The following is a 24,118-nucleotide window of genomic DNA, read 5'->3' as shown; positions in this document are numbered from 1 at the left end:
GATGATGCCGATGTGCGGCAGCTCGTGGCGACCGGCTTGCCGGCCATCCGCGTCGAATTCACCGACGGCGGCATGCATGGCAGCTTCAGGGACATCCTTCAGCGGGACGGCGTGGAGCGTCTGCGCGCGATGACATCCGCCCGCGTGGAGGTGAGCCGGCCGCAGGCGGTCTTGGCGCCGCCGAGGGAAGTTATGCTCGAACAGGCGGCCGCATCAGGCGGGCAGACATCTCCGTCCCCAACACGCGTCGCTTCACAACCCTAATCTCGCAGCGCGACCCGCATGCCGTCCCGATCCCTTCATCAGGCTTGGCTGCTCGCCACTGTCATCGCGGCAGTCGCCGCAATCGATATCGCCACCAAGATACTGGCCATCCAGTATCTTGGTGCTTCCCCGATGTCGGTTGTTCCGGGCGTGAACCTCAGCCTGGGCTTCAATCGGGGCATCAGTTTCGGCCTGCTGGCCGCTGAAACGCCGTTGGAACGGTGGACGCTTATGGTGATAACCCTGCCGATAATCGCTGGACTAGCCGTCTTCATGTGGCGAAGCGTCGACATGATCGAACGCTTGTCCTGCGCTCTCATCATAGGTGGCGCCGTCGGCAATCTCCTCGATCGTCTCGACGATGGAGCCGTGACGGATTTCATCGACGTTCACGCACGCGGGTGGCATTTCCCCACGTTCAATCTTGCCGACGTGGCAATCACCTGCGGGGTACTCGGGTTTCTCATCGCGGCGCTCCGGCCTCCTTCCAGCGCAGGATGACGCCGGGCCTATGAGTCGGCCGCAATCGGAAGAGAGCGCTTGTGCGCGGTCGCCTTGTAAGCGCGGACGATGCGGCCATGCGCGTCTGCTGGGATGGATTTTCCCTCCAGGAAATCATCGATCTGCTCGTAGGTGACGCCGTATGCGTCCTCATCCGGCCGCAGCGGAGCGTTGCTTTCCAGATCCGCCGTCGGGACCTTGACCACCAGGTGTTCGGGCGCCCCGAGATGACGCGCAAGAGCACGCACGCGGCGCTTGTTGAGCCCGGCCAGCGGCAGGATGTCGGCGGCGCCGTCGCCATGCAAACGGATGGCGACATGTTCACTCCGCGGACCAACGAGGTCCCCGTACGAAGGAGAATATGATGAAATCCGCGATCATGTCGGTTTGCCTGATGGCCATGACCGGAGCTGCCTGGGCCAGTGGTCCTGTCCCCACCACAACTTCTCCCGAGGAGCGCGAGAGGCACGAATTCGTCGATGCACAGCGCGGCATCCGGTCCGGCGTCGAGCCGTCACGCCCCAACGAAATGGCGCAGCCGCGCTCGGGCTTTAATCGTTCCTACACCCTGCCTGCGACCCCGCGCTACCAGCAAGATCCCATCACAACCGGTGCTGGCGGCAATTCGTAATCTGCCGCGACCGTCACATATCAACATTCGCCAGGTGCTCCACGCGATGGAAGCACCTGGCGGATGTCCGCCATGCGGCGCTTCGGACGAGGCCAGGTCGGACTGTTCCTCAAGCGGTTGCCTCCGCTGACGCATTTAAAGGAGCTCGGTCATGCAGACGGACCCGAAAACTGCTCGGTTTGATAAAGGGGGCATGGATTGCGCCGGCTGCGCGATTGGTCGAGAACGCGGTGAAGCGGCTACCGGGGGGAAGGCGATTCTGACGGGGGCCTGCGGTCTCGCCCTCGCGCTTGCCTGGACTGCCGGGCACCTGATGCCTTCTGTCTAGAAATGGCCCTTCATCATTGCGATGGCTGCAGGTGTGCTTCCCATTGCGCGCCGCGCGGGTGCTGCCGCAGCGCAGGGCACACCATTCACGATCGAAACATTCATGACCATCGCGGCAGCGGGTGCCATTCTCATTGGTGCGGCTGAAGAAGCGGCCGCCGTCGTCTTCCTTTTTCTGGTCGGCGAACTTCTGGAAGGCGTCGCGGCAAGTCGAGCCCAAGCTAGTATTCAGAGCCTTACCCAGCTCGTGCCGAACAAGGCCATTGTTGAGGAAACCGGGCAGACGCGTTCGGTCCCGGTGACGTTGCCCCTCTGGGAAAATCCAGCTTGAAGTTCGTTCTGGCCTATCGAGAGGACCAGAACATGAGGCCCAGCCGCGTCACGGAAGAGCAGATCATCGGGATCCTGAAGGCGCACGAGGCCGGGATCCCGGTCTCTGACCTGTGCGGGCCAAGCACGGGGTCAGCGACGCACGCATCTACAAGTGGAAGGCCCGCTTGGGCGGGATGGACGTATCCGACGCCAAGCGTCTGAAGGCGCTTGAGGACGATAATGCCAAGCTGAAGCGCATGCTGGCCGACGCGATGCTGGACAACGTCGCGCTGACGGATCTGCTGGGAAAGAGGAGGTGACGCTTGGCTAGCCGAGCGGAGGGCGGTTGCCCACCTCATGGACACCCATGGGATGAGCGAACGGCGCGCGTGTAAAGCCACTTAGCTTTTGCTGCATGACCATGAGGTACAGGACCACGCGCGGGGATGACGCCTCGCTGCGCGAGCGCATGAAGGCCATCGCCCGGGAACGGCGACGCTTCGGCTACATGCGTCTGCATATGCTGCTTCGGCGTGAGGTCTTCCAGGTCAACCACATGCGGCTGTTCCGGCTTTACCGCAAGGAGCGGCCGACTGTGCGCCTGCGAGGCGGCCGCAAACGGGCGATCGTGACACGGGCGCCGATGATGATCCCGCTGCGACCGAACAAGCGCTGGTCGCTGGACTTCGTCGCCGACTGCACCCGCGAGTGCCTGACACTGGTGGCGGACACGTCGCTGTCGGGTGTGAGGGTTGCTCGCGAGTTCGACAGGCTGCTGGCAGAGCGCGGCAGGCCGAAGATGATCGTGAGCGACAATGGCAGCGAGCTGACCTTCAACGCTATCCTGGCCTAGGCTGACGCGGCGAGGGTCAACTGGCACTACATCGCGCCCGGCAAGCCGATGCACAATGGCTTCATCGAAAGCTTCAACGGCAGCGGGACGAGTTGTTGAACGAGACGCTGTTCTCCAGCCTGGCCCAGGCCAGAGCCGCACTCTTAAGGTGGCAGCTCGACTACAACACCACAAGGCCGCACTCGAAGCTCGGATGACAGACGCCGATGGACCTCGCGGCCACGTTCCACCCGCGGCGGGATCAGACGCTACGCAACGTGAATAGCTACGCGTCTGCCCACGCCGCTCAACCCGCCCGAGAGGGCCAAACCAACCGGCGGAACGAACTCAAGGCTGGATAAAAACTGGGGGCAACGTCAGAATGCAGCACATTTTGCAAGCTGCCACGAGCGAAACTGGAGGCATGAGGGAGATGTCATGAGCGTATCCGAGCCGGCGGGTGCTGTCGGCGCTGGGCTGGCGGTTGGCTATTGGCTTTCATAATTAGCGCATCCGTACTGGGCGTTCACGCAACGCGGCTATCAGCTTACTATCGCCTCGTCTTCGGGTGGCCTGGTCATGCATGATCGAGTGAGCGATCCCCATGGCGGTCGCTTCGCCAATCCCAATGACCTGATCAGTCTCGGCTTCAAATCCGCCCCGAAGCCGAAAGAGCAGATTTCAGCGACGGTTCCGCTGGCCCAAATCGATCCCGAGACGTTCGATGCTATCTTCGTCGTTGGCGAGCTTGCGCCCCCAACGACCTTCTCCCACGACGCGTCGCTGCACGCGTTGTTCGCTTCGTTCTATAAGCGTGGAAAGGTATCTGCTGCGATCGATCTGTCACGGCACGCTCGTCCAATTGAAGGCGCGCCTTGCGAGCGGCCGCCTGCTCGCCGAGGGCGAGCGTTGGACCGGCTATACAAATGCCGAAGAAGACCTAGTCGATCAGGCGATGGGGCTGCGGTTCCAGCCCTACCGAATCGAGGACGAGGCGAAGGCTATCTCCGGTACGACCTTGGTCCAAGGCCAGGCCTATAGGCCTTTCGCGGTCACATATGATCGACTGATCACTGGCCAGCAAGGTTCGTCCGGCCTTCTCACCGCCGAGTATGACATTCGCGCCCTTGAACCGTGATCGGCTAATTGTTCCCGCCCCCGATTGGCTGACCATGCCTCACAGACGCCGCGACGCCATCATCGCCATTTCTGCCACCACCGTAGGCGCAGCGATCAATGCGCCCGTCGTAGCGCAGCAACCACTCGGAGGCCCATTTGCTGGCGGTCGTCTTGCAGGAAGTGTCGTTACGAGTGGGCCGCCACCAACCCAACCTTGGGGTCAGAGCGGTCGTCTCTCGACGCCGCAAGGCATGATTGAGCGAGTTACCTTCCAGAGCGAAGGCGCAAGCATCGTTGGCAACCTGTTCGTGCCATCGCGCGAAGGCCGCAAACCATCTGTGATAGTTGTCGGACCTGTCGGCTTCGTAAAGGAGCAGGCGCCCATGCAGTATGTCTGGCGTCTCATGCGCGAGGGGTTCATGGCCCTTGCTTTCGATCCACGCTTCCACGGCGAGAGCGGTGGCGAGCCGCGACGCCACGAAAGCGGTGCCGAAAAAGTCAAGGACATCCAATCCGCTGTCGATCATCTGATCGCAAGACCGGATGTCGACCCGTCTCGGGTCTATGTCTTGGGCGTTTGCCAGGGCGTGAACTGGGCGATCGAATCGGCGATCGCCGACTCACGGGTCCGCGCGATCTCAGTGGTCGCCGGGCATTATCTGACGCCCGAAGTTGCTTTGATGTGTCTCGGCAATCAGGGAAACGTCGATGCAAAGATCGCCCGCAGCCGTTAGGCGGAAGCGCGCTTCCGCGCGACAGGGCAGGGAGACTACATCAACATCGTAAGCCCGTCGCTTGCTCAACCGGATCCAAACGCGCTCCTGACAGCGCTCCCAATTCACATGTTATACATACGTGTACTCGCCGGTCTTGGTCACGCACAAGCCAGTGGACACCTCCAAGGGCTAAAGCGGCTACCGCCAAAGCTGCAATTTGGTCCGAACCGGTCTCCGTTAATTCAAGAATGATGTATTCTCGCGTAATAGCCAGACTCCAGTAAGATTCATACTCATGATGTTCAGTATAATAAAACTTATCTCAATAACTATCAAAGGGTATTTCTAAATGTCAGCGCATTAACAAAAGTTAATATCATACAGAATACGATCTGTAAAGTTGAATAATTTCATCTATCAAAAATACTAAGCACCAGCCAATGAAAAAGACTCCGCAAAAAACACCCATATTACTGCCAAAACAATTACAATAATAATAATGATTAGAAGATAAATTATGCTCTGTTCAAATTTCCATAAAATGTCACGGCAGCCCATCGGTCTCAGCTAAGCCCAGATCGCTTATCGGCATTCATTGTAATGACCTTTACTCTTGATCCCGACGCAGCATCCACTGGGGATCCGCGTGCCACCCCACGAGCGGAGCATACATTGGAAATTGGTTCAGCAGAATGCTGGTGTAGCAGCTCAGGCGGTTTCCCCCTCGATACACTGCGCGATCGCCTGCGCCGCCAAGGCCAGAACGAACTCAAGATTGGATTAGCTCAGACGGGCAACGTCACGATGTCTTGAAATGGCTACAGTCCGATACTACCTCATCGTCAACCGACGCCACAGTTGTGGGTCGGTATGCTGACCGGATGAAGCTCATTCGGCGGCCAATGGCTTGTACCCATGTTGCTCAATGGAGGATGTGGCTATGAGAACCAATTTCGACCTTACTCCCCTGTTCCGGTCGAGCATCGGCTTTGACCGAATGTTGAACGCGCTCGAAGCTGCGAGCCGCGTCGAGAGCATCGACAACTGGCCTCCCTATGACATCGCTAAGCTTGGCGAGGACGACTACCGTATCACCATAGCGGTGGCCGGCTTCTCGCAGGACGAGCTGACGATCACACAGGAGCAGAACATGCTCGTGGTGTCGGGTCAGAAGCCGGGCGAGGAGAACAGCCAGTATCTGCATCGCGGCATTGCCTGGCGCGCTTTCCAGCGCCGCTTCGAACTGGCCGACCATGTCAAGGTCGCAGGCGCCAGCCTCGTCAATGGTCTGCTGACGATCGATCTCAAGCGCGAGATTCCCGAAGAGATGAAGCCGCGCCGGATCGAGATCGCCGCCAGCAAGGCGCTACCCAAGGTCGAGACCAGGCAGATCAAGGCCGAGAAGTTGGCGGCTTGAGGCCGCTCCCTCAGCACAATTCGCGCACGGCGCCGGGCATTCCCCGGGGCCTACGGGAAAGCATTGTCAATCGAACGAACAGAAAGGAGAAGAACAATGAGTGTCCGTGATTTGATCCCTTGGGGCCGCAGCAACGGCAATCAGGTTCCCAGTGTCTTTCGCGATGGCGATCGTGATCCGTTCCTCTCGCTGCATCGCGAGATAAATAGGCTGTTCGATGACGTCTTCCGCGGCTTCGGCTCCGGTCTGCCGGCGCTTGGCGGGCTCTCCACGTTCAGCGACGGCTGGCCGAGCGTCGAGATTTCCGATGGTGAGAAGGAGATCAAGGTGACGGCCGAGGTTCCGGGCCTTGAGGAGAAGGACATTGAGGTCCTACTCAACGATGGCGTGCTGACGCTGAAGGGCGAGAAGCGCTCCGAAACGGAGGACAAGGCAAGACAGTTCTCCGAGCGCTTCTATGGCCGCTTCGAGCGCCGCATCCCGCTCGGCTATGAGGTCCAGGAAGACAAGGTCGACGCGCGGTTCAGGAACGGCGTGCTGACCGTGACCCTGCCCAAGAGCGAAAAGGCGCAGTCGCAGGTGAAGCGCATCGCCATCAAGAGCTGACGCATGGCAAGCGCCGGCGGCGGGCCATCTGGCCGCCGTCGGCTGCATCCTTCGCCAGAAAGGGAGGGATGAGAGATGGAGACGACAAGACAGATCAACGGATCAACCAGAACACCAATTCCGCAGGGGTGGCCGTCGAACGACAACCGGCACAAGCCCCTTTCGATGGGGCGCTCGGTCTTCCCGGACGACGCGGTTGCGCGCGTCGACAAGCCGTCCCGCGCGGTGACGACCTCCGGTATGGCCCGCACGAAGGGCTGGCGACTTGTGTTCGAGCGGCGCACCGCGCCTTTCATCGAACCGCTTATGGGCTACACCGGCGGCGACGATACGCTGACCCAGGTCGAGCTCAGCTTCCCGAGACTGGAGTCGGCCATCCGCTACGCCGAACGGCAGGGCCTGCCTTATGTCGTCCAGCAGCCGAGCAGGCAGAGCAGAAGCAGCCGCCGCGGGCGCGTCAGCGAGACGCCTGCGCGGAACGGCGGCTCAACGCAGGCCTTCTCCGACGCCACGCTCGATCGGCTCGGGCTTTCAGACCTTCAGGACAGCTATGGTTACGCCCTCGATGGCGCGGCGAACCGCAACGACCCGTCCGGCCCGGAAAGCTGGTCAACCCCTATGGGCGTGGTGGGCGATCCGACGCTGACGCTGGATGCCAAGCGGTCGATCCTGATGAACTGGGCTTGGACCGAATACCTGATCGACCAAGCGACCAACGAAGGCATGCCTGAAAACAGCCGGCCATCGCGGCTCGACGAGGTCGAGAAGGCGCTACTCGCGCTCGAAAATGAGACAGCGCCTGGTTGCGGTGATTCCGGCGCAAGAAAGGCGGCGTGAGGTGCAGCGATGGACCCGCACGTCGTCTTTGATTGCCGGAAAGTTTTGCCGAACCGGTTCGCACTGACGCTTGCCGCGGCCGCCCGCAGCCGGGCGCTCCGCAGGGGGGACGAGCCCAGGCTCCATGGTAGATTTGCCGGTGCGAACGATCTCGCTCTACATGAGATTGCGGCCGGCATGCTCACGCCAAAGGAACTTGTAGCATACTTGCCCGCGGAGGGCGGAAGGCGAACTCTTCCTCGTCCCGCTGTTCCCCGGCTCCGTCGGCGAGGTCGATCCGCTGGCCCTGCGCGTTGACCCGTCATCGGCTGACATGAGCTGCCGTCGACGGCGATGCATCGAGCGTCCAACGCGCCGGTGTCGATGAAGAACGCCGTCGCCGTCGCGCCATTGATTATCCGCAGGCGGACCGATACGCCGCGCTCGACGCGGATCACCTCGGGATCGTCAAGGGTTCGGTCATTGGCGAGATAGGCGTCATAGCGAACGTCGTTTGCATGGAGCATGCTCGCTCCGTGGCCACCGTGGTGCATGCCGCCGCCGTGCATCATGCCGCCGGTTCTATCCGGCGGCTGCCCCTGGGGGCCATGACCGCCATGGGCGCTCGCGCCACCGAGTTCGGCGAGGATTTCGGTCGGCGAGCGGAAGGCGAAGTCGTGCAGCATGATCACGACGTCCTGTATGTCGCCCGCATCTTTATCGTGCGTGATCATCGGCGCGGCGAGGAGCTGCTGCTCGCTCAGTTGATGCGCGTGCATCCAATGGGTGCCCGGAGTGAGCCGGAAGGTGTGGGTATCGCTGGCCCCGGGGGCAATCGCGCCACCGTCAGGCCGTGACCGGTCCTGCTCCTCTGCGGCATAAATCTGCCCGTGCCAATGCATGACGAGCGGCTCGGAGGTTCGGTTGAGGATCTCGCCGGCGAAACTGTCTCCTTCGCTGGCGAAGTGGCCAAGACGTCCGTCTGCTCCACTGACACCATAGACGGTCGCGCCGCGGCAGACGGTCGCGCCGCGGCGCTTGACCTCGATCTGCCGCGTGGCAACGGTGAGGAGTGGAGCCTGAGCCTGCGCTTGACTGGCACGCGCTCCCGTCAGCGCCAACGCCGATGCGCCGGCCAGAAACGAACGACGGTCCACTCCAGCTTTCAGATTTCCAATCATCACGCCCTCGCATTCGCCGTGATCATCACGCGCATGGTCTGGCCCGCCGACGACCCTGAGTTGGTTCCGCACAGTCATCCAGATCTGCCCGCCGACCATTCGCACCTCGCTTCCGACCGCAGCGGCGGACGTCACGCCCATGCGTTCGTCATCGATGACGTTCATCGCAGTTGGCCGCGCTAGCGTCCCGAGGGGCGCGACTCCCGCGCTGACTATTGCAAAAAGCCTCTGGGGAAATCGGCGTAAATACTGCGCGCGCCAGTCGGGCCGAACCCGACCACCCCGAACGGTTCGGCAGCGAGGCCGGGGGCTTCCATGCCCGGCGATCCCACCGGCATTCCCGCGACGGCGATGCCGGTCAGGACCGGCCGCTCGCGCAAGAGCTTCAGGATGACGGGCGCCGGGACATGGCCCTCGATGACATATCCGCCGACCACCGCGGTATGGCAGGAGACGAGATCGTCGGGCACCGCGAACCGTGTCTTGATCCGGTCCATCGCGGTCTCGAGGCGAACATCCACGGTGATCCCCGCAGCAAGCACGTGATCGACCCACGCGCTGCAGCACCCGCATTGGGGGTCCCTGAACAACACCATGCCCGGCCTAGACCGAGCCTCCACGACGCCGCCTACGAGTACGGTCGCCCCGGCCAGTAATAATCGCCTGTCGATCATCGCAGTGAAATCCTTCTTGTGAAGCTCGCTGGTTTGCGGCCCGGTCGACGCCTTCGCCCGTGAGAACGATAGCAGGGTCACGGTTATTCAGCGTTGTGCGGTGCGAGAGACTCTGATGACCCGACGGCGAGGCCGAAGAGAAGCCCAAGGCGGTCCAGTAGTGGACTGTTCGCGAACATAAAAATCACCCGAGGTTTGCCCACATCAGACACGGGCCAAGATCGTCAGCGCGCTCCCACTTACTATTGCTCGCGTGTTACGGAATGTTTCTGATCTGGCGCGCAGTGCCCGCTGCATCTCCGGATTGCTCCACCGCCAGCGCTTCAATGGCGGTGCTCCTCAATGCTTCCTGGTCCATGGCTGCCATGACCGTGGAAGAAGTGAAGGAGAGGGCAAGCCAGCAGCACGAGATAGGGCACGGCGCCAAGCACGTGGCCCCAGTGCTCGCGGAGCACGTAGAAGCCGACGACAACTCCAAGGGAGATTATCGCCAAGGCGAGTTTTCGATTTGGATTGAACGCGCGCATTTGGAGATCTCCCGTTCTACGGCAAGGTGAATCTGACCCTGCCGGAAATGGCCTGGTTCAGATTGCCCTCTCGCGTAGGCGCGAGTCGCGAAAGTCCGTAAAGACTCACAGCGCGCTTCGCCTAACATGAGCCGGCAAGGAACTGGTACGAACCCGGTGCTTGGACTGCCCGAGGGTAGAGTTTTTGGGCTTTCATCACAGTAGTGGGCCGGGAGCGCCGGAGGGATGTCGCAGCCAGAGCGGGGGCTCCTCTCCAATGGCTCCGTGCGGCCCAATCCTCTCTATATTACCTGCGAGCGCGCGGGTGGCGTTTGCAGCACCACGAGACGCAGGAAGCCCTTCGTCGGGCCGCGTGCAGACGAGGTCGATCGCCTTGTTCGCGACGTCGGAAAGGATGCGGACGAAGGTCTCGCCCTCGGGAAAGCGCCGATGCTCGATCGCGCCCAGCTCCCACCCGCCGGCTTCCGCTAATCGGCGCGCAAATGTTTCGTTGCCGGGAAGCGGAAGAATCAGCCGCATACCGGGATTACCGATCGTTTGTAGGTTGCCGCTCATTTGTACCGCCTGTAGGAGCGCAGGAACTGGGCGTTGATCGCAACGATTACGGTGCTGGCCGACATGAAGACGGCGGCCACGGCGGGCGTCATCATGAAGCCTGTTCCGAAGGTGATGCCCGCCGCCATCGGTACGGCTATCGCGTTGTAGCCAGTCGCCCAAATAAGGTTCTGAACCATTTTTCGATAGGTGGCACGCGAGAGCCCGAGGATAGCCCCAACATCGCGCGGGTCGCTTCTGACCAGCACGACGTCGGCGGATTCCACGGCGACGTCGGTGCCCGCGCCGATGGCGATCCCGAGATCGGCCACCACCAGCGCGGGCGCATCGTTCACGCCGTCGCCGACCATGGCGACGGAGAGCCCGCGCGCCTGCAGTTCCTCGATCTTCTGTGATTTCTGATCGGGCAGCACCTCCGCGAAGTATTCGGTGATGCCGAGTTCCTCAGACACCGCCTTTGCAACGCCCTTGGCATCGCCGGTGAGCATGACCGAGCTGATCCCGAGGGATTTGAGTTCGGCGATGGCCTCCTTCGATTCCGGACGGATGATGTCGGCAAGCGCAAAGAGTGCGCGTGGCTCGCCGTCACGGACGAGAACGACGACCGTCTTGCCTTGTCCTTCCAACCGTTTGAGGCTGTCATGGGTGACGGCGTTGCCTTGCCGTGCGAGGTGGCCGGGGCTGACGATACGCACATCCTGGCCATCGACCCTGGCGACGATACCTTCGCCCGTGATGTTGCTCACCTCGCTGGCTCTTGGGATGGTCAGGTTGCGGTTCTTCGCCTCGGCGATGATGCCGTGGGCGATGGGGTGCTCGGACTGGCTCTCGGCCGCCGCCGCATAGGTCAGCTCGTCGTTCTCGTCGCCACCGGCAAGCAACACGATGTCGCTGACTCCGAAGCGGCCCTCGGTCAGCGTGCCGGTCTTGTCGAACACCACGGTATTGAGGTTGCGCGCCCGCTCGAAGGCGGCGCGGTCACGGATCAGAAGCCCATTGCCGGCTGACAGGGAGGTGCTGACCGCGACGACAAGCGGAACAGCGAGGCCGAGCGCGTGCGGACAGGCGACGACCATCACTGTCACCATCCGCTCCATCGCGAACGCGAGCGGCGCGCCCAATACCAGCCACCAGACGAATAGCGTCCCGAAACCGACCGTGAGCGCTATATAGGTCAGCCATGAGGCTGCGCGGTTCGCCAGGTCCTGGGTGCGGGACCGGGTGGCTTGCGCCTTCTTCACCAGGTCGATGACCTGCGCCAGATAGGTGGCGTCGCCGGTGGCGGTCACCTCGATGGTGACGGCATTGGCGCCGTTGATTGCGCCGCCGATGGCGGTCGCGCCGACTGTCTTGGAGACGGGGCGGGATTCACCGGTCAGCATCGCCTCGTTGAAGCCGGATGAGCCCTCGACGATCTTGCCGTCAACGGGCACCTTGGCGCCAGGACGAACCAGCACGCGGTCTCCCGGCTGCAAGGCCGAGATCACAACCTCGTGGGTCGTGCCATCTGCGTCAATCTTTGTCGCACTGTCGGGCAGGAGCCGGACAAGCTCCTCCAGCGCTCGCGATGCACCCATAATCGAGCGCATCTCGATCCAGTGCCCGAGCAGCATGATGGCGATCAGCGTCACCAGCTCCCAGTAGAATTCCTCGCCCGGAAAGCCGAAGGTGACCGCGGCCGAGAAGAAGTAGGCGGCCGAGATCGCGAGCGCGATCAGGGTCATCATTCCGGGTTGGCCCTTGCGCAGCTCGGAGATGAAGCCTGTCAGGAATGGCCATCCGCCATAGACATAGGCAATGGTCGAGAGCACGAAGAGGACGTAGCGGTCGCCCGGGAAAGCCAGTGCCTCGGCTATGCCGAACCAGTGCTGAATCATCGGCGAGAGCAGCAGGACCGGCGGTGTAAGGATCAGCGTCGCCCAGAAGCGGCGGCGGAAATCGGCCACCATAGCCGCGTGATCATGACCGCCATGCCATGCATGTTCAGAGTGTGTAGAGCCGCTGGCCGTGATGAGCTCGCCCTGTGTTGTCGATAAAGGATGGCCATTCCCGCCACCGTGCACACGGTGGTCGTGATGTTCGGAATTGGTGTGCGGCCGATCTGCTGTCATTCTGTCAGTCCTGAGTGGATGTTCGCGGCTCGAAACTGCCAATGGACTAATTCTGTTGCCTCGGGTGTCCTTGAGAGGAGTAGAGCTAGCAGGCATAATCGTTTTAGCTTCAATGACATGGCACCCCTCGAACCCACGAGCAGGCCACGATCAAAGAGCAGGCCACGGTCAAAAATCTCGCCGCGCTTTAGACGCGGGACCCGCCCGGCTCACCCGTCGCCTTCAAGCGTGCCCGGCCGTCACCTTACGCGCAGCCAAGTGCGTATCGTTCATGCCCTTCTCCGCCGAGTAGGGGGTAGAAAGCCGACAGCAATCGCTGTCCATGTCGAGATGCCAAGCAGCACTAGAATCGCTGCTGCAGCAGTTACACCGACGAATCCGCAGATAGGCCTTATCCTGCCGCGACGATTGCGAGACGTGCGGTCGTTTTCATGATCGGTCTCCTTTGTTGCCGCTGGTAGACGCTGCGAAATGCCAGGCGCGGTCTAGCCCTTCAAATTCATGGCTGACGATACGTGATACCGTTCGGCCCGCGGCCGACGCGGAAGGTTGCGACCACCACCCGCGTCGCCGCTTCGATGGCCGAAACCGTGCCATCTGTGATGTTGGTGACAAACACGAGCGTACCGTCGTCGCTGACTGCAACGCCGTGCGCGCCTTTGCCAGTGCGGATGGTGTCAACCACCTGACCGCTTGCTGTCTCGATTACCGACACGATGTCCGCAGGCTCGGCATCCGTACCTTGATTGGCGACATAGACGAAGCGTCCATCCGGTGTGGCATGGACTTGGATCGGCCCGCGACCAACGGCAATCGTTCCTATCTTCGTTCGAGTTGCAGTATCGATGATCGCCACGTTGTTTTCGTCGCGGAGCGATACATAGACGCGACTACCGTCCGGGGTAAACCCGACCTGAACCGGCGTTCGCCCCACCGGGATGCGGCCCACTTCGGCCAGATTGTCCGTGTCGATGACTGAGATGCTGCCGTCTTGGACATTCGCTACATAGAGTTCCCGGCCATTTGGACTGAGGCGCAAGCCGTGCGGGTAGCGGCCGGTGCTAATGGTTCGCACCACCACCCTTCGTGGGAGGTCTACCACGGCGATCGTGTTGTCGCCGGCATTGGTGACGAAGGCCCGCCGGCCAGCGCGATCAACGACGACGTGGGCTGGGTGCGTGCCAACCTGAATCGAGGCCATCGGCCCCGAACTCAGCTTGGCGGCATCGAACATAAGAAGCCGTCCCGTGGAAACTTTGTGACCATGTGCTGCGCTGGCGCTATGGCCGTGATCGTCACTGGCGGGCTGGCCAACAGCCAATAGCCGCGACCCGTCTGCCGTGGACTGGACGTTGTGGGGGGAGATCGGGATTGAAACGATTTCCACCCTGCCAGAGGCAAGATTGATCGTGCTGATTGAATTGCCTTGCTCGTCGGCGGTGTAGACAAACCCCTTTAGGTGCTGTTCTGAAGACGGCGACTGTTGAGCGCGCGCAACGCTCGTCCCCAGCGACAGCATCAACGCCAATGCTGTTGAGCTGAGTTTGAGTAAGAATCTTTGGGATGCCCCCTTCAATAGGATGAAAGCCCCCTGCTGTAACTGCTGTATAATGAAAGTCATATCGAGTGACTCCGCTCATATCTCGTGTAAACTGTTGTATTAATGTCGAAAATCATAGATATCATGGCCGCGTGGTGTCCATCTGCCACGAACGTTTGCATCGAATGCGATGGCCACTCTGCCGCGAGCGGGCACCCCGTGAGCGGATCGAGGCCACGCCAACACCCAGTTGAGCGCGATCAACGTCCCCTGGCGGCGGAGCTCGCTTGACAGGTAAGGGCGTCGGCCGAAGCGGCCTGTGCGCTTAGGAGCCTTGCGGGCGGTAGCAATGGAGAAGATCGGCCAGGTTCGCCCGATCTCTCATGAAATGGAGCTTCCTTGATTGCGGCAAAGACGCTAGCCCTCACAGCCAGGTTAAGACCGTGTTGTTTGGGGCACTCGAATGCCCCTCAGCGGGCGTTCTTTGCCAGCCACTCCCGCATTTCGGCGATCTCGCGCTCCTGGGCTGCGATTATCTCGTTGGCCCACTTTTTGGTCTGCTCGTTCGTCCCAAATTGCAGAACTACTCTCGCCATTTCGATCGCACCTTGATGGTGCGGGATCATGCCGCGCACAAAGTCGACGTCGGCATTGCCGGTAAAAGTGATCGCCATATCGCGATGCATCCTTGCGTTTGCCTCCTCATAGGCGCGGGTGGAAGGCGCCGCTGCGGTGGACGTCTGACCATGCCCTTGTGGGCCCGAACCAGTCATGGCGCCCATGCCCATCCCATGACTGCCCATCATGCCTTGCATCATCGGCATCATGTCCCGCATCATCGGAGCCATGCGCTCCATCATCTGTGCACGTTCCTGCGGTGAAGCCGCGCGCATGCGCTCCATCATCGGCATCATTTCGCGCATCGCTCGCATCATTCTGTCCATATCGGCAGCGGGAGCCGCCTGCTGTCCCGGAGGCTGACTCGCGCCGTGACCGGCGTGTGGATTCTGCGCGAGGCTCCCCGTGCTTGCAGCGGTCGCCAGCAACAATGCTATTGCCACGCGTTTGGCGACGAATTTGGCGGACATATTGAAGTCTCCCGTTCTGTCTGGACTAACTGAAGAAATGGACCTGCTTCGTTGCAGCGCGATCTCGAACGTGTAACGAAATATTACCATGGCTCAGAAGCGCGCCTGCGCTGTCGCGCCATCGGGCCCGATGATCTGAACCGCGCCCTTCACGCCGGACGGTACCGGCGCCGGCGCGGTACCAACCATTCGGTTCGATTGGTCGGGCTGCAGGGTGAAGCGTTGGGTGGTGCCGCCGACGACTAGGATCGCATTGGCGCGGTAGCCTTGCGTCGGGATGGCCTGGTCAGTGGCGTCAAAGAGGAACACCACGACTTGCGTCGTTCCATTCGCCAACAGTTCAACGTGATGGCGCGCGCCGGCATCGACTTTGAGCCCGCCATTCGGCCCGGGGCGCGGTTCATGCGCCAAAGCGGGGGCGGCGAGAGAAAGGCCAAGCAGCGCGGCGACGAGAAGGCGGGTCATTTTGGGCTCCGTATTGAGGATCAGAAGGATTCCAACGGTCTTGCGACCGTGGGGCCGCCGACGGTTGACCGCTCCGGTTCGCGGATCTGCGCCACAAGACGTTCGAGCGGCTTTCGGCCGTAGCGCAGAAACAGTGTTGGCGTTAGGAACGTGTCGAGCACGGTGGCTGTCACAAGGCCGCCGAAAATGGTGATGGCGACCGGATGCAGGATTTCCTTGCCGGGCGCTGAAGGGTCAATCATCAGCGGAACGAGGGCGACCCCCGCCGATAGCGCCGTCATAAGCACCGGGGTCAAGCGCTCAAGCGACCCGCGCATTACAAGCTCGGGGCCGAAGCTCATTCCTTCATGAATCGCAAGATTGATGTAGTGGCTGATCTTCAAGATGCCGTTGCGTGTTGCGATGCCGGTCAGGGTGATAAACCCGACCATGGAGGCGACCGACAGCGGCTGGCCTGCCAACCACAGCGCGGTTACGGAGCCAATCAACGCGAGCGGCACGCTCGCCATAATGATGGCCACGAACAGGACGGAACGGTACCGCGAGTATAGGATCGCGAAGATCATGGCGAGGGAGAGAAGGCTGAGCATACCGATCGTACGCATGGACTCTTCCTGAGCCTGGAAGGTACCTTCGAGACTGATGAAAAATCCCGTCGGCAACTGATGTGCAGCAATCAGTTGGCGGATCTGAGCCACCACGGTAGCCATGTCGGCCGCGCCATCTGTATTGGCCATGACCACGACGCGACGCTTCCCGTTTTCACGCAGAATCTGGTTCGGGCCGTCTGCCTCGACGACGTCGGCAATCTGGCGAACTGGAACCCATCCGACAGGTGTTTCGATCAAAAGATCCCCGAGGCCCTGCGTCGTTCGCCGCTCGTCCTGGAGCCGGACTACCACATCGAAACGACGATTCCCGTCGACGATCCTGGAGACGACGCGGCCATTGGAAAGTCGCTCGAGTTGTTCTGTGATCGCCGCTGGCTGCAACCCGTAGAGGGCCGCGCGCCGGTAGTCGACGATCACTTCGAGCTGTGGGATCCTGACTTGTTTTTCGACTTGAAGGTCGACGACGCCGGGGACGGCGGCCAGCTTCTGCCGCAGATCTTCGGCGAGCGACCGGATTGTGTCGAGGTCCTCTCCAAAGACCTTCAGCGCGATCTGGGCGCGGACCCCTGACAGCATGTGATCAAGACGATGGGATATCGGCTGTCCCATATTTGTTGTCGCGGGGAGCACGGACAATCGCGCGCGGATGTCGTTGATGATCTCGTTCTTGGAACGCCCGCTTGGGTGCAGGTCCACGTCGATCTCCGAGGAATGGACGCCTTCGGCATGCTCGTCTAGTTCGGCTCGTCCGGTTCGACGGCCAACCAGCTTCACCTCCGGGACCTCCATGATGATCTTCTCGGCGATCAATCCCACGCGGTGGCTCTCGGCCAGAGAAATTCCCGGATTGAAGAGCATCGATATGGTCAGCGTTCCTTCATTGAAGGGCGGTAGAAACGAGCGTGGTAGTTGGGTCGCAAAGGCGCCTGCGGCCAGCACGCCCGTTAGCGCCCCGGCCATCAACGTGCGTGGGTGGCGGAACGACCAGTCGAGAAGGCGGCGATTGCCGCGCTTCAACACCCGTACGACAAGCCCCTCATGATCATCGAGGCGCTTCAGCCCCGGGAGCATGTAATAGGCCATGACCGGAGTTAAAGTAATCGAGACTACAAGGCTTGCGAGAATGGAGATGATGTAGGCTTGCCCAAGCGGTGCGAATAGTCGTCCCTCAATGCCCGACAATGCGAATAGCGGGACGAAGACGAGGACGATGATCATCGTCGCGTAGACGATCCCCGATCGCACCTCCTGGCTTGCGGACACAACCACGTCGAACACCGTTCGCGGGTTGCCCTTTTCCCGGTTCTCGCGCAGGCGGCGGAAAATGTTCTCGACATCGACCACGGCGTCATCGACCAATTCGCCGATGGCGATAGCGAGACCGCCCAGCGTCATAGTGTTGATGGACAGGCCCATCAGATGGAAGACGATTGCGGTAATGAGGATCGAGACCGGGATCGCGGTCAAGGAGATCGCGGTGGTGCGGACGTTCAGCAGGAAGGCGAACAGGATGATCGCCACCACGACGATGGCCTCGAGGAGCACCTTCTTCACATTGCCTATGGACGTCTCGATGAAGCTGGCTTGCCGGAACAGGATCTGATCGGCGCGAATGCCATTCGGCAGTGTTGCGGTAATGTCTCGAACAGCCTGCTCGACCTGAGCGGTCAGCCGAATGGTATCGACGCCCGGCTGTTTTTCGACGGACACGATGACGGCTGACCGCCCCTGGAATCCCGCATCGCCGCGCTTATTTCTTGGGGCGAAAGAGACATCCGCCACTTGCCGTAAGGCGACCGGTTGACCGCCGACAGTAGCGACGACAATACTGCGCAAATCGTCCAGGTTGCGGGTGCGTCCGATGTTCCTAATGAGGAACTCCCGGCTGTATTGATCCGTGAAGCCGCCTCCCGTATTCGCACCAAATTGCGCCAGCGCCGCTTCCACCTGCGGCTGGGTCACCCCCAACATTCGCATAGCAGCCGGGTTGGGTGAAACTCGGTATTGGCGCACTTCACCGCCAATAGGAATCACTTGCGCGACACCAGGGATTGTGAGCAGACGGGGTCGGACTGTGAAGTCGGCCAGTTCGCGAAGGTCCATCGCTGAAACGCCGTCGGGCCCCGTGATGGCGATAAGCAAAATCTGGCCCATGATCGAGTTAATCGGCCCCATTTGGGGGACGACATTCGTCGGAAGCTGTGCCTGAACGAGCGACAGGCGTTCTGCAATTTGCTGTCGATTACGGTATATTTCGGTTCCCCAATCGAACTCGACATAGATGATCGATAGGCCGACGCCGGATGTTGACCGCACGCGGGCAACGCCCGGTAGGCCGTTCATCTGTGTTTCGATGGGGAAAGTGACCAACTGCTCGACCTCGGGCGGTGCGAGCCCCTCGACTTCCGTCATTATGGTCACTGTCGGCCGATTGAGATCCGGAAACACATCGACCGGCAGCTTGGTGACGGTGAACCCGCCGTAAACAATAAGTACGGCTGCGAAGGCCAGCACGAAGAGGCGATTGCGGAGTGACTGCGTTACGAGGAAATTGAACATCACTCGTGCCTCAGCGAATCTGGTTCAGGAGTTCGGCGCCTTGAGTCACGATCCGCTTTCCAGCCGCGATCCCCGAAACAATCAGCACGCGAGAGCCGTCAAGCGGCTCGACGCGCACTTCGCGTGGCAGGAAGCGCTCGGCATTGGTGTGCTCGTATACGATCGATTGGCCATTGGGACCGCGCAGTACGCTCGTCCGCGGAACGGCAATGCCGCTGCGTTCTTCTTGGGTAGAGGCCAGCACAGTTAGCAATTGACCGGCCCGCAGCCCGCTTGTGGTACCCTCGACGCTGAACTGGATCGGGATAGCCTGGTTTCGGTCTGCCAAACCGGAGCCTCGAAAGGCGAGCGACACGGTACGGCCGTCGCCCAGACGCCCGTTTGCCGAACCATTAATTGCATGGGCCTCAAAGCTGAGAGCCTCAACCCAAAACCGCGATGGATCAATGATCTGGAAGATCACCACGTTCGGTTCGGCAATCTGGCCGGCAACAGCCTGTACCGCTGCGATTACACCGGTCACGGGAGCGAGCAGTCTCTCGGGTTCGCTCGGAGCTCGCTCAAGATTGGCGCGGCGAATTCGCAAACCCCTGAGTTCAAGTTCCGCATCTTCAATCTGGGCACGGGCCACAATGCTCTGCAACTGACGCAAACGCTCCAGACGGCGCTCTGCCAAAGCAATCTGCTGATCTAGTTCTCGAGACTGCTGCTGTTGTGTAGTTAGATCCGCAGCTCCGATCGCCGGCTGGACGTAGGCTAGCACATCGCCAGCGGATACTCGCGTTCCCAGCCGCGGAAAGCCACCGGTGGGAGGAGCCAAGCGCCCGGCTACTGAAGCCTGCACATAGCCGGCAGCACTTGGATCGGGGATCACCCGGGCGGGCAGTTCAACGGTGAGGGGGAACGTCTGCACCTCAGTCAAGAGCGTCCGCAATGCAAGAATGCGCTGCGTCGTCTTGGGCACAAAGATCGCTCCATCGGCGAAGCGCTGAGCGACATCCCTCTCGGCTATGGCGGGCGGCGTCCCCGTCACGCTTGATGCGTGACCAGCGGAAGGCAATCCAGTAACCACAGCAAGAAGCACGGCGGCCGCGGGCGCTCGATAGCGCCGCCGCGCAAAGCTCGCGGCGATCAGGCCGGCAATGAAAGACCCTCCACCTACCAACCACAGGCTCACATCGTTGTTCGCCAAGCGCGTGCCCATATCGCTCGCCCAGGCGGACCCCACGATCCGTTGCCACAATCCCGCCGAAGGAATCGTTCGCGCTGAAGGTTCTGGAATGGTCAAGGTTGCGGTGAGTACATCGACCGTGCCATTCGCTTCGACTGTGAACGCGAGGCCATAGCTACCCGGCTTGGTCAGCCAAGGGGCCTCCAGGAGATAGGCACCATCGGCCGTCGGCGCCGCCAGGCCGGTGCCCTCAGGCCCATCGACCTCGATCTTGGCATTCTCGACGGGTTGATTTTCCCGGAACGTATCGAGGTAAATCCGTAGCCGGCCGGAGCGGGCAATTGCAACGAGTTCGAAATCGGTCGAGGAAGCATCTGCGCGAGGCGCGATTGTGACGGATACTGGCGGCGGCGGTGCCCCATGATCGTGCCCTTCGTGAGCGGCAATGGGCGATGAAACCAGCAGAGCCGCAATGATCAAGAAGCATCGAAAACGGCGGGGGGAATCAGCATTCATGGCAGATCCGGTCGCAGACTGTGTCACCTCATCAGACTAAACGGGGTTCTGCAGGGATAAATTTCTGTTTTGTAACACAACATTTCACGCTGACGGTGACGGCTTTGGGAGACGAACCGTTGCGATCAGGCCGCCATCGACATGATTGTGCAGGGACAATGAGCCCTCATGTCCCTCGATGATCGCGTGGGCAATGGTGAGCCCCAGTCCGAAGCCACCAGTCTTCTGATTTCGTGACGGCTCGAGCCGAACGAAGGGTGCAAGAGCACGATGAACTTGTTCAGGCGCAATCCCCGGTCCGTAGTCACGAACGGACACGACGACCTGATCTGGGCGGTCGTCAACCTGGACCTCGGCGCAGTGACCGTATTTGACGGCATTTTCGATCAGGTTGCCGAATGCCCGTTTGAGGGCAAGCCGCCGACCTGGCACGTTGGCGTTGGCTGATCCGGCGAGGTTAACCGCCAACCCTCGGTCGGAAGCGTCGTCGGTGATTGTGCCGAGGATTGCGAAGATGTCGACAGGTCGGATCTCCTCATCGGCCCGGTCTCCGCGCAGGAACGCGAGCGTCTGATCGAGCATCCTCTCCATTTCGTCGAGGTCTGCCGCGATGGCAGCACGTGCTCCTGGATCGGCGACGTCTTCGACGCGAAAGCGCAACCTTGTAATGGGGGTCTTGAGGTCGTGTGATACAGCGGCGAGAGCCTGCGTCCGATCATCGATCAAGCGGACAATCCGCCTCTGCATATCATTGAACGCGACTGCGAGCTCCCTGACCTCCCGCGGGCCTCTTTCCGGCACCAGGACAGCGCTCTTCCCGCGATAAAGGTGCCTCGACGCTGTCACGAACCCGGTCAGGGGACCAGTGAGCCAGCGCACCAGCATCAACGAGATGACGATCGCGCCGAGAGCCATCAGCGTCGTGGACAAGAGCGTCCCGTGCCCGGCTGGGACGCGAGGACTCCAGGCGACAAGGCCCACGTTGACCCAGGACGAGTCGGGCAAGCGAATCGAGATCAATGCGAGATGCGGATCATCGGCGACCCTGCGGTTCGCTCCGATGATAAGTCCATCCCCGTCAATTTCCGGCGCTATCTCCCGTAGTCGCCGCCCAAGGGTTTCCCATTTGGCGGACCCGGAACCGCCAGAAACCGCGTGCTCGGTTCTGCTCAAGTGGGCTGCGATTGGTCCGCCGGAAAGCTCGTGCGCAACCGTTTCCCGTTCATTCTCTGGCACACGCATCACGGCCCGCTTGATGGCGAGCAGTTGGTCTGCCAGCCGAGCCTCGTTCGCCAGATCGAGCTCCCGAGCGAGGCTATGCTGATAGGTCCAGATACTGGCCAGATGGACCAGGCCAATTCCCAGCACGACGACAAAAACCACCCGAATAGCGAGGCTATCAAAGCGCCTCCACCATCCGATCAGAGCTCGTGGTCCTACATCAGCCACGTGTCACGTCCGCCGCGAAGAGATAGCCAGCTCCTCGCACCGTCTTGATCAAATCTTCAGCTCCGTTCAGCTTCCGACGCAGGCGGCTGACCTGAACATCGACGGATCGATCAAAAGCCTCGATCGCCCGGTTCGGTGCCGCATCCAGGAGGAAATTGCGACTCAAGACCCTCTGGGGCGCTTCAAGGAGCGCCAATAACAGATCATACTCTCCCGTAGAGAGGTCGACGACGACCCCATTCGGATCAACCAGTTCCCGCTTGAGTGTATCGAGCCGCCATCCAGCGAACAAAAACGCCCGCCCGGCTCGTCCTGGCCGGTCCGCGTCCTGGCCCCCAGCGCGTCGCAATACGGCGTTAATCCGCGCCAGCAGTTCGCGAGGATTGAACGGTTTCGTCAGGTAGTCGTCGGCCCCTACTTCGAGGCCAACGATCCTATCGGTTTCCTCGCCCTTCGCGGTAAGCATGATGATCGGGACAGACGATGTCCGGCGCAAGTCGCGGCATAGGTCGAGTCCACTTCGGCCTGGCAACATGAGGTCAAGGATAATGAGATCGATGGCGCTACGGCTCAGAAACTCCTCCATCTCCAAACCGTTTCGAGCCGTATGCACACGAAAGCCGTTCAAGCGGAGGAACTTCGCGACGAGCGAAAGGATCTCACCGTCGTCGTCCACGACCAAGACTTCGAACTGGGAATCCAAAGGATCTTTGCGTGTCAATGTCTCCACGAGCGGGTTTCGTGCCATCGTAGAATTGTATGCTGGACCATTATGATCTGCTATTGCGCTATTGTAACAGTTTGTTTCAATTGACGGCGGGTTACGGATTGCGAGATCTGGTGAGGCACGGATTATGTAGCGAGCTTTCCTATCAGCATTCCATTTCGCCGCCGTGAACCCACCTCCGACGCTGACTAATGAAGAAGAGGCCCCGTAGGAGCCTCTTCCTTGTCACCTTAGAAGGCGCCGCCGATCGCTGGTGCGGCCGGCGAGTAGTTCGTGGCGTCGTTGCGAAGGACAGCCCGACCTTCCTGCTGGCGAGGCGCGCGGGTCATCTCCTGCCGACGGATCGCTTCGACCCCCGAACGAATGCCCCTCTGTGCGTCAAGGAACTCATGCCGTTCACGCTCCTCGGGCGACAACGTGCTCGGAAACGGCCCTCCCGCCATTGCGGCACCCGAGATTGCGAGGAAAGAAAGCGTCGCGAGAACGCGGTACATGATCAATCTCCAATTTGCGAAGACCTTGTTGGTCTACGGAAGCGATCTTGCCCCGATCATTTTGCGCGAGTGTCTCTCAACCATGACCAAACTTTCGATCTCTGAAACAAATTATTGCCGCAGCTCATGCGAACTTAGGTGCACCTTCGTTCGTCCAGCCGAACCAAGGCGTGTAACGCTTAATGGCGGTTATCCGAAGCGGGCCATCTTCGGTCAAGATTGGCGCTCCGCACCAACATAGGTCGCAAATACCGAGGTGCGACTACCGTGAAAAAGAAGGACCTCGTATCGGTCTGGATCTACCCCTTCAACTTCCATTCCAGGGGATCCGACTGGCATGCGAGGCACCGCCAGCCCGGTGGCATAAGGTCTGGTATCAAGAAGTCGCAAAATCTCCCCCGCGGGAACATGTCCTTCCAACAGGTAGCTGCCAATGACCGCAGTATGGCAAGAGCGCAGCTCCGGGGGCACGCCGAGCTCGGTCTTTTTCCTGTTCATTTGGGCAAGCATTTGGACATCCGTCTCAAAACCCGCCGCCTGGATGTGATTGACCCAGCCCCCGCAGCAGCCGCAATTCTCGTCCCGGTAGACAACCATACGCGGGCGATTCGCCAGGCTCCTCCTCCCAGTGGAGAGAAGGGCTGGTGCACTGAGAACCACCATCAAGCTTCTTCGTGAGATTACCATTCTTGCCTCCAGCGTCAGTGGCGTGCGTTTGAGTGGCGGTCCACAAACTAAAGCGCTACCCGTTTCTAGGCCAGCCAGAGCTGGAATCTTCCGGGTTAGGGCTCATTCTCGGGAGGGCGCCGGAGAGTGAACCGCCCCGGTTTTGCCGGAGGCCGGTTGTCTTAAGTTATGCGGCCATCGCTGTCTCTGCCAACGAGGCGTAATAGCGTTCCTCGGCTTCGG

The 24,118-nt window shown here is 60.8% G+C and carries 23 protein-coding genes and 5 pseudogenes; 12 read left to right on the top strand and 16 right to left on the bottom strand.

The features are described from left to right. Nucleotides 1-264 (top strand): annotated as a pseudogene (locus C8P69_RS24100) (L,D-transpeptidase family protein); the annotation flags it as partial. Nucleotides 265-282: 18 nt separating this feature from the next. After that, the gene (gene lspA / locus C8P69_RS22025) at nt 283-765 is read left to right on the top strand and encodes a signal peptidase II (RefSeq protein ID WP_108179605.1); all 483 of its coding nucleotides are present in this window, start codon (nt 283-285) and stop codon (nt 763-765) included. Between the two features lie 8 nt (nt 766-773). Here the strand turns inward: lspA and nadE are convergent. Further along, nucleotides 774-1,064, bottom strand: a pseudogene (nadE, locus tag C8P69_RS22020) (NAD(+) synthase); the annotation flags it as partial. A gap of 65 nt (nt 1,065-1,129) precedes the next feature. On the opposite strand from nadE, the gene C8P69_RS23640 reads away from it, so the two are divergent. The 5 genes and pseudogenes from C8P69_RS23640 (at nt 1,130) to C8P69_RS22000 (ending at nt 4,720) form a co-directional block, all read left to right on the top strand. Beyond that, the gene (locus C8P69_RS23640; protein WP_146167418.1) at nt 1,130-1,396 is read left to right on the top strand and encodes a hypothetical protein; all 267 of its coding nucleotides are present in this window, start codon (nt 1,130-1,132) and stop codon (nt 1,394-1,396) included. Nucleotides 1,397-1,646: 250 nt separating this feature from the next. Next, nucleotides 1,647-2,021, top strand: a pseudogene (locus C8P69_RS24330) (heavy metal translocating P-type ATPase); the annotation flags it as partial. Nucleotides 2,022-2,086: 65 nt separating this feature from the next. Then, nucleotides 2,087-3,229, top strand: a pseudogene (locus C8P69_RS22010) (IS3 family transposase). Nucleotides 3,230-3,681: 452 nt separating this feature from the next. Continuing rightward, the gene (locus C8P69_RS22005) at nt 3,682-4,005 is read left to right on the top strand and encodes a type 1 glutamine amidotransferase family protein (protein WP_146167417.1); all 324 of its coding nucleotides are present in this window, start codon (nt 3,682-3,684) and stop codon (nt 4,003-4,005) included. Further along, entirely contained in the window at nt 3,980-4,720 is a 741-nt protein-coding gene (locus C8P69_RS22000) for a dienelactone hydrolase family protein (protein WP_108179602.1), read from the top strand. The genes C8P69_RS22005 and C8P69_RS22000 overlap by 26 nt, the downstream gene beginning before the upstream one ends. A gap of 40 nt (nt 4,721-4,760) precedes the next feature. Here the strand turns inward: C8P69_RS22000 and C8P69_RS24325 are convergent, their stop codons facing one another. Further along, nucleotides 4,761-4,919 (bottom strand): hypothetical protein, encoded by a 159-nt coding sequence (locus C8P69_RS24325; protein WP_245902195.1) that lies wholly within the window; start codon nt 4,917-4,919, stop codon nt 4,761-4,763. Between the two features lie 723 nt (nt 4,920-5,642). Here C8P69_RS24325 and C8P69_RS21990 point away from each other — a divergent pair. From C8P69_RS21990 to C8P69_RS21975, 4 genes are all read left to right on the top strand, one after another. After that, nucleotides 5,643-6,119 carry an Hsp20 family protein gene (locus tag C8P69_RS21990; protein ID WP_108179601.1) on the top strand — a complete coding sequence of 159 codons (477 nt, stop codon included), beginning with the start codon at nt 5,643-5,645 and terminating at the stop codon, nt 6,117-6,119. Nucleotides 6,120-6,215: 96 nt separating this feature from the next. Then, nucleotides 6,216-6,725 carry an Hsp20/alpha crystallin family protein gene (locus tag C8P69_RS21985; RefSeq protein ID WP_108179600.1) on the top strand — a complete coding sequence of 170 codons (510 nt, stop codon included), beginning with the start codon at nt 6,216-6,218 and terminating at the stop codon, nt 6,723-6,725. A 75-nt stretch (nt 6,726-6,800) separates the two neighbouring features. After that, the gene (locus tag C8P69_RS21980; protein ID WP_108179599.1) at nt 6,801-7,562 is read left to right on the top strand and encodes an NADH dehydrogenase ubiquinone Fe-S protein 4; all 762 of its coding nucleotides are present in this window, start codon (nt 6,801-6,803) and stop codon (nt 7,560-7,562) included. A gap of 9 nt (nt 7,563-7,571) precedes the next feature. After that, on the top strand, nt 7,572-7,859 hold the full coding sequence (locus C8P69_RS21975; protein ID WP_108179598.1) for a DNA-directed RNA polymerase subunit omega: 288 nt from the start codon (nt 7,572-7,574) through the stop codon (nt 7,857-7,859). A 461-nt stretch (nt 7,860-8,320) separates the two neighbouring features. Here the strand turns inward: C8P69_RS21975 and C8P69_RS24600 are convergent. Continuing rightward, a pseudogene (locus C8P69_RS24600) lies at nt 8,321-8,443 on the bottom strand (cupredoxin domain-containing protein); the annotation flags it as partial. On the opposite strand from C8P69_RS24600, the gene C8P69_RS24315 reads away from it, so the two are divergent. Further along, complete coding sequence (locus tag C8P69_RS24315; protein ID WP_245902193.1) at nt 8,438-8,905, top strand: hypothetical protein; 468 nt, start codon at nt 8,438-8,440, stop codon at nt 8,903-8,905. The pseudogene C8P69_RS24600 and the gene C8P69_RS24315 sit on opposite strands and share 6 nt — an antisense overlap. A 29-nt stretch (nt 8,906-8,934) precedes the next feature. Here the strand turns inward: C8P69_RS24315 and C8P69_RS21960 are convergent, their stop codons facing one another. From C8P69_RS21960 to C8P69_RS21900, 13 genes are all read right to left on the bottom strand, one after another. Beyond that, nucleotides 8,935-9,243 carry a DUF411 domain-containing protein gene (locus C8P69_RS21960; protein WP_245902192.1) on the bottom strand — a complete coding sequence of 103 codons (309 nt, stop codon included), beginning with the start codon at nt 9,241-9,243 and terminating at the stop codon, nt 8,935-8,937. Nucleotides 9,244-9,719: 476 nt separating this feature from the next. Continuing rightward, the gene (locus C8P69_RS21955; protein WP_108179596.1) at nt 9,720-9,923 is read right to left on the bottom strand and encodes a DUF2933 domain-containing protein; all 204 of its coding nucleotides are present in this window, start codon (nt 9,921-9,923) and stop codon (nt 9,720-9,722) included. Between the two features lie 195 nt (nt 9,924-10,118). Further along, the gene (locus tag C8P69_RS24310) at nt 10,119-10,478 is read right to left on the bottom strand and encodes a hypothetical protein (protein WP_245902191.1); all 360 of its coding nucleotides are present in this window, start codon (nt 10,476-10,478) and stop codon (nt 10,119-10,121) included. Further along, the gene (locus C8P69_RS21945) at nt 10,475-12,427 is read right to left on the bottom strand and encodes a heavy metal translocating P-type ATPase (protein WP_245902190.1); all 1,953 of its coding nucleotides are present in this window, start codon (nt 12,425-12,427) and stop codon (nt 10,475-10,477) included. The genes C8P69_RS24310 and C8P69_RS21945 overlap by 4 nt, the downstream gene beginning before the upstream one ends. A 661-nt stretch (nt 12,428-13,088) precedes the next feature. After that, nucleotides 13,089-14,108 (bottom strand): YncE family protein, encoded by a 1,020-nt coding sequence (locus tag C8P69_RS21940; protein WP_245902189.1) that lies wholly within the window; start codon nt 14,106-14,108, stop codon nt 13,089-13,091. 491 nt (nt 14,109-14,599) lie between these two features. Further along, nucleotides 14,600-15,217 carry a CopM family metallochaperone gene (copM, locus tag C8P69_RS21935; protein WP_108179593.1) on the bottom strand — a complete coding sequence of 206 codons (618 nt, stop codon included), beginning with the start codon at nt 15,215-15,217 and terminating at the stop codon, nt 14,600-14,602. A 93-nt stretch (nt 15,218-15,310) separates the two neighbouring features. Beyond that, nucleotides 15,311-15,682: a hypothetical protein gene (locus C8P69_RS21930; protein WP_245902188.1), complete on the bottom strand. Its 372-nt coding sequence runs from the start codon at nt 15,680-15,682 to the stop codon at nt 15,311-15,313. 20 nt (nt 15,683-15,702) lie between these two features. Continuing rightward, complete coding sequence (locus C8P69_RS21925; RefSeq protein WP_108179591.1) at nt 15,703-18,852, bottom strand: efflux RND transporter permease subunit; 3,150 nt, start codon at nt 18,850-18,852, stop codon at nt 15,703-15,705. 10 nt (nt 18,853-18,862) lie between these two features. Continuing rightward, a complete protein-coding gene (locus C8P69_RS21920; protein ID WP_108179590.1) occupies nt 18,863-20,539 on the bottom strand; it encodes an efflux RND transporter periplasmic adaptor subunit in 1,677 nt (558 codons plus the stop codon). Between the two features lie 84 nt (nt 20,540-20,623). Further along, nucleotides 20,624-21,988 (bottom strand): ATP-binding protein, encoded by a 1,365-nt coding sequence (locus tag C8P69_RS21915; protein WP_146167416.1) that lies wholly within the window; start codon nt 21,986-21,988, stop codon nt 20,624-20,626. After that, nucleotides 21,981-22,691: a response regulator gene (locus C8P69_RS21910; RefSeq protein ID WP_425440780.1), complete on the bottom strand. Its 711-nt coding sequence runs from the start codon at nt 22,689-22,691 to the stop codon at nt 21,981-21,983. The genes C8P69_RS21915 and C8P69_RS21910 overlap by 8 nt, the downstream gene beginning before the upstream one ends. Before the next feature lie 254 nt (nt 22,692-22,945). Further along, nucleotides 22,946-23,209 (bottom strand): hypothetical protein, encoded by a 264-nt coding sequence (locus tag C8P69_RS21905; RefSeq protein WP_108179587.1) that lies wholly within the window; start codon nt 23,207-23,209, stop codon nt 22,946-22,948. 213 nt (nt 23,210-23,422) lie between these two features. Further along, a complete protein-coding gene (locus tag C8P69_RS21900; RefSeq protein ID WP_245902186.1) occupies nt 23,423-23,872 on the bottom strand; it encodes a DUF411 domain-containing protein in 450 nt (149 codons plus the stop codon). Nucleotides 23,873-24,118: the final 246 nt, after the last annotated feature.

It is taken from the genome of Phreatobacter oligotrophus, assembly GCF_003046185.1.
In the GTDB taxonomy this organism is placed as follows: domain Bacteria; phylum Pseudomonadota; class Alphaproteobacteria; order Rhizobiales; family Phreatobacteraceae; genus Phreatobacter; species Phreatobacter oligotrophus.
Note: the sequence above shows the minus strand (reverse complement) of the source record. Positions and strands in the feature narration are given on the sequence as shown.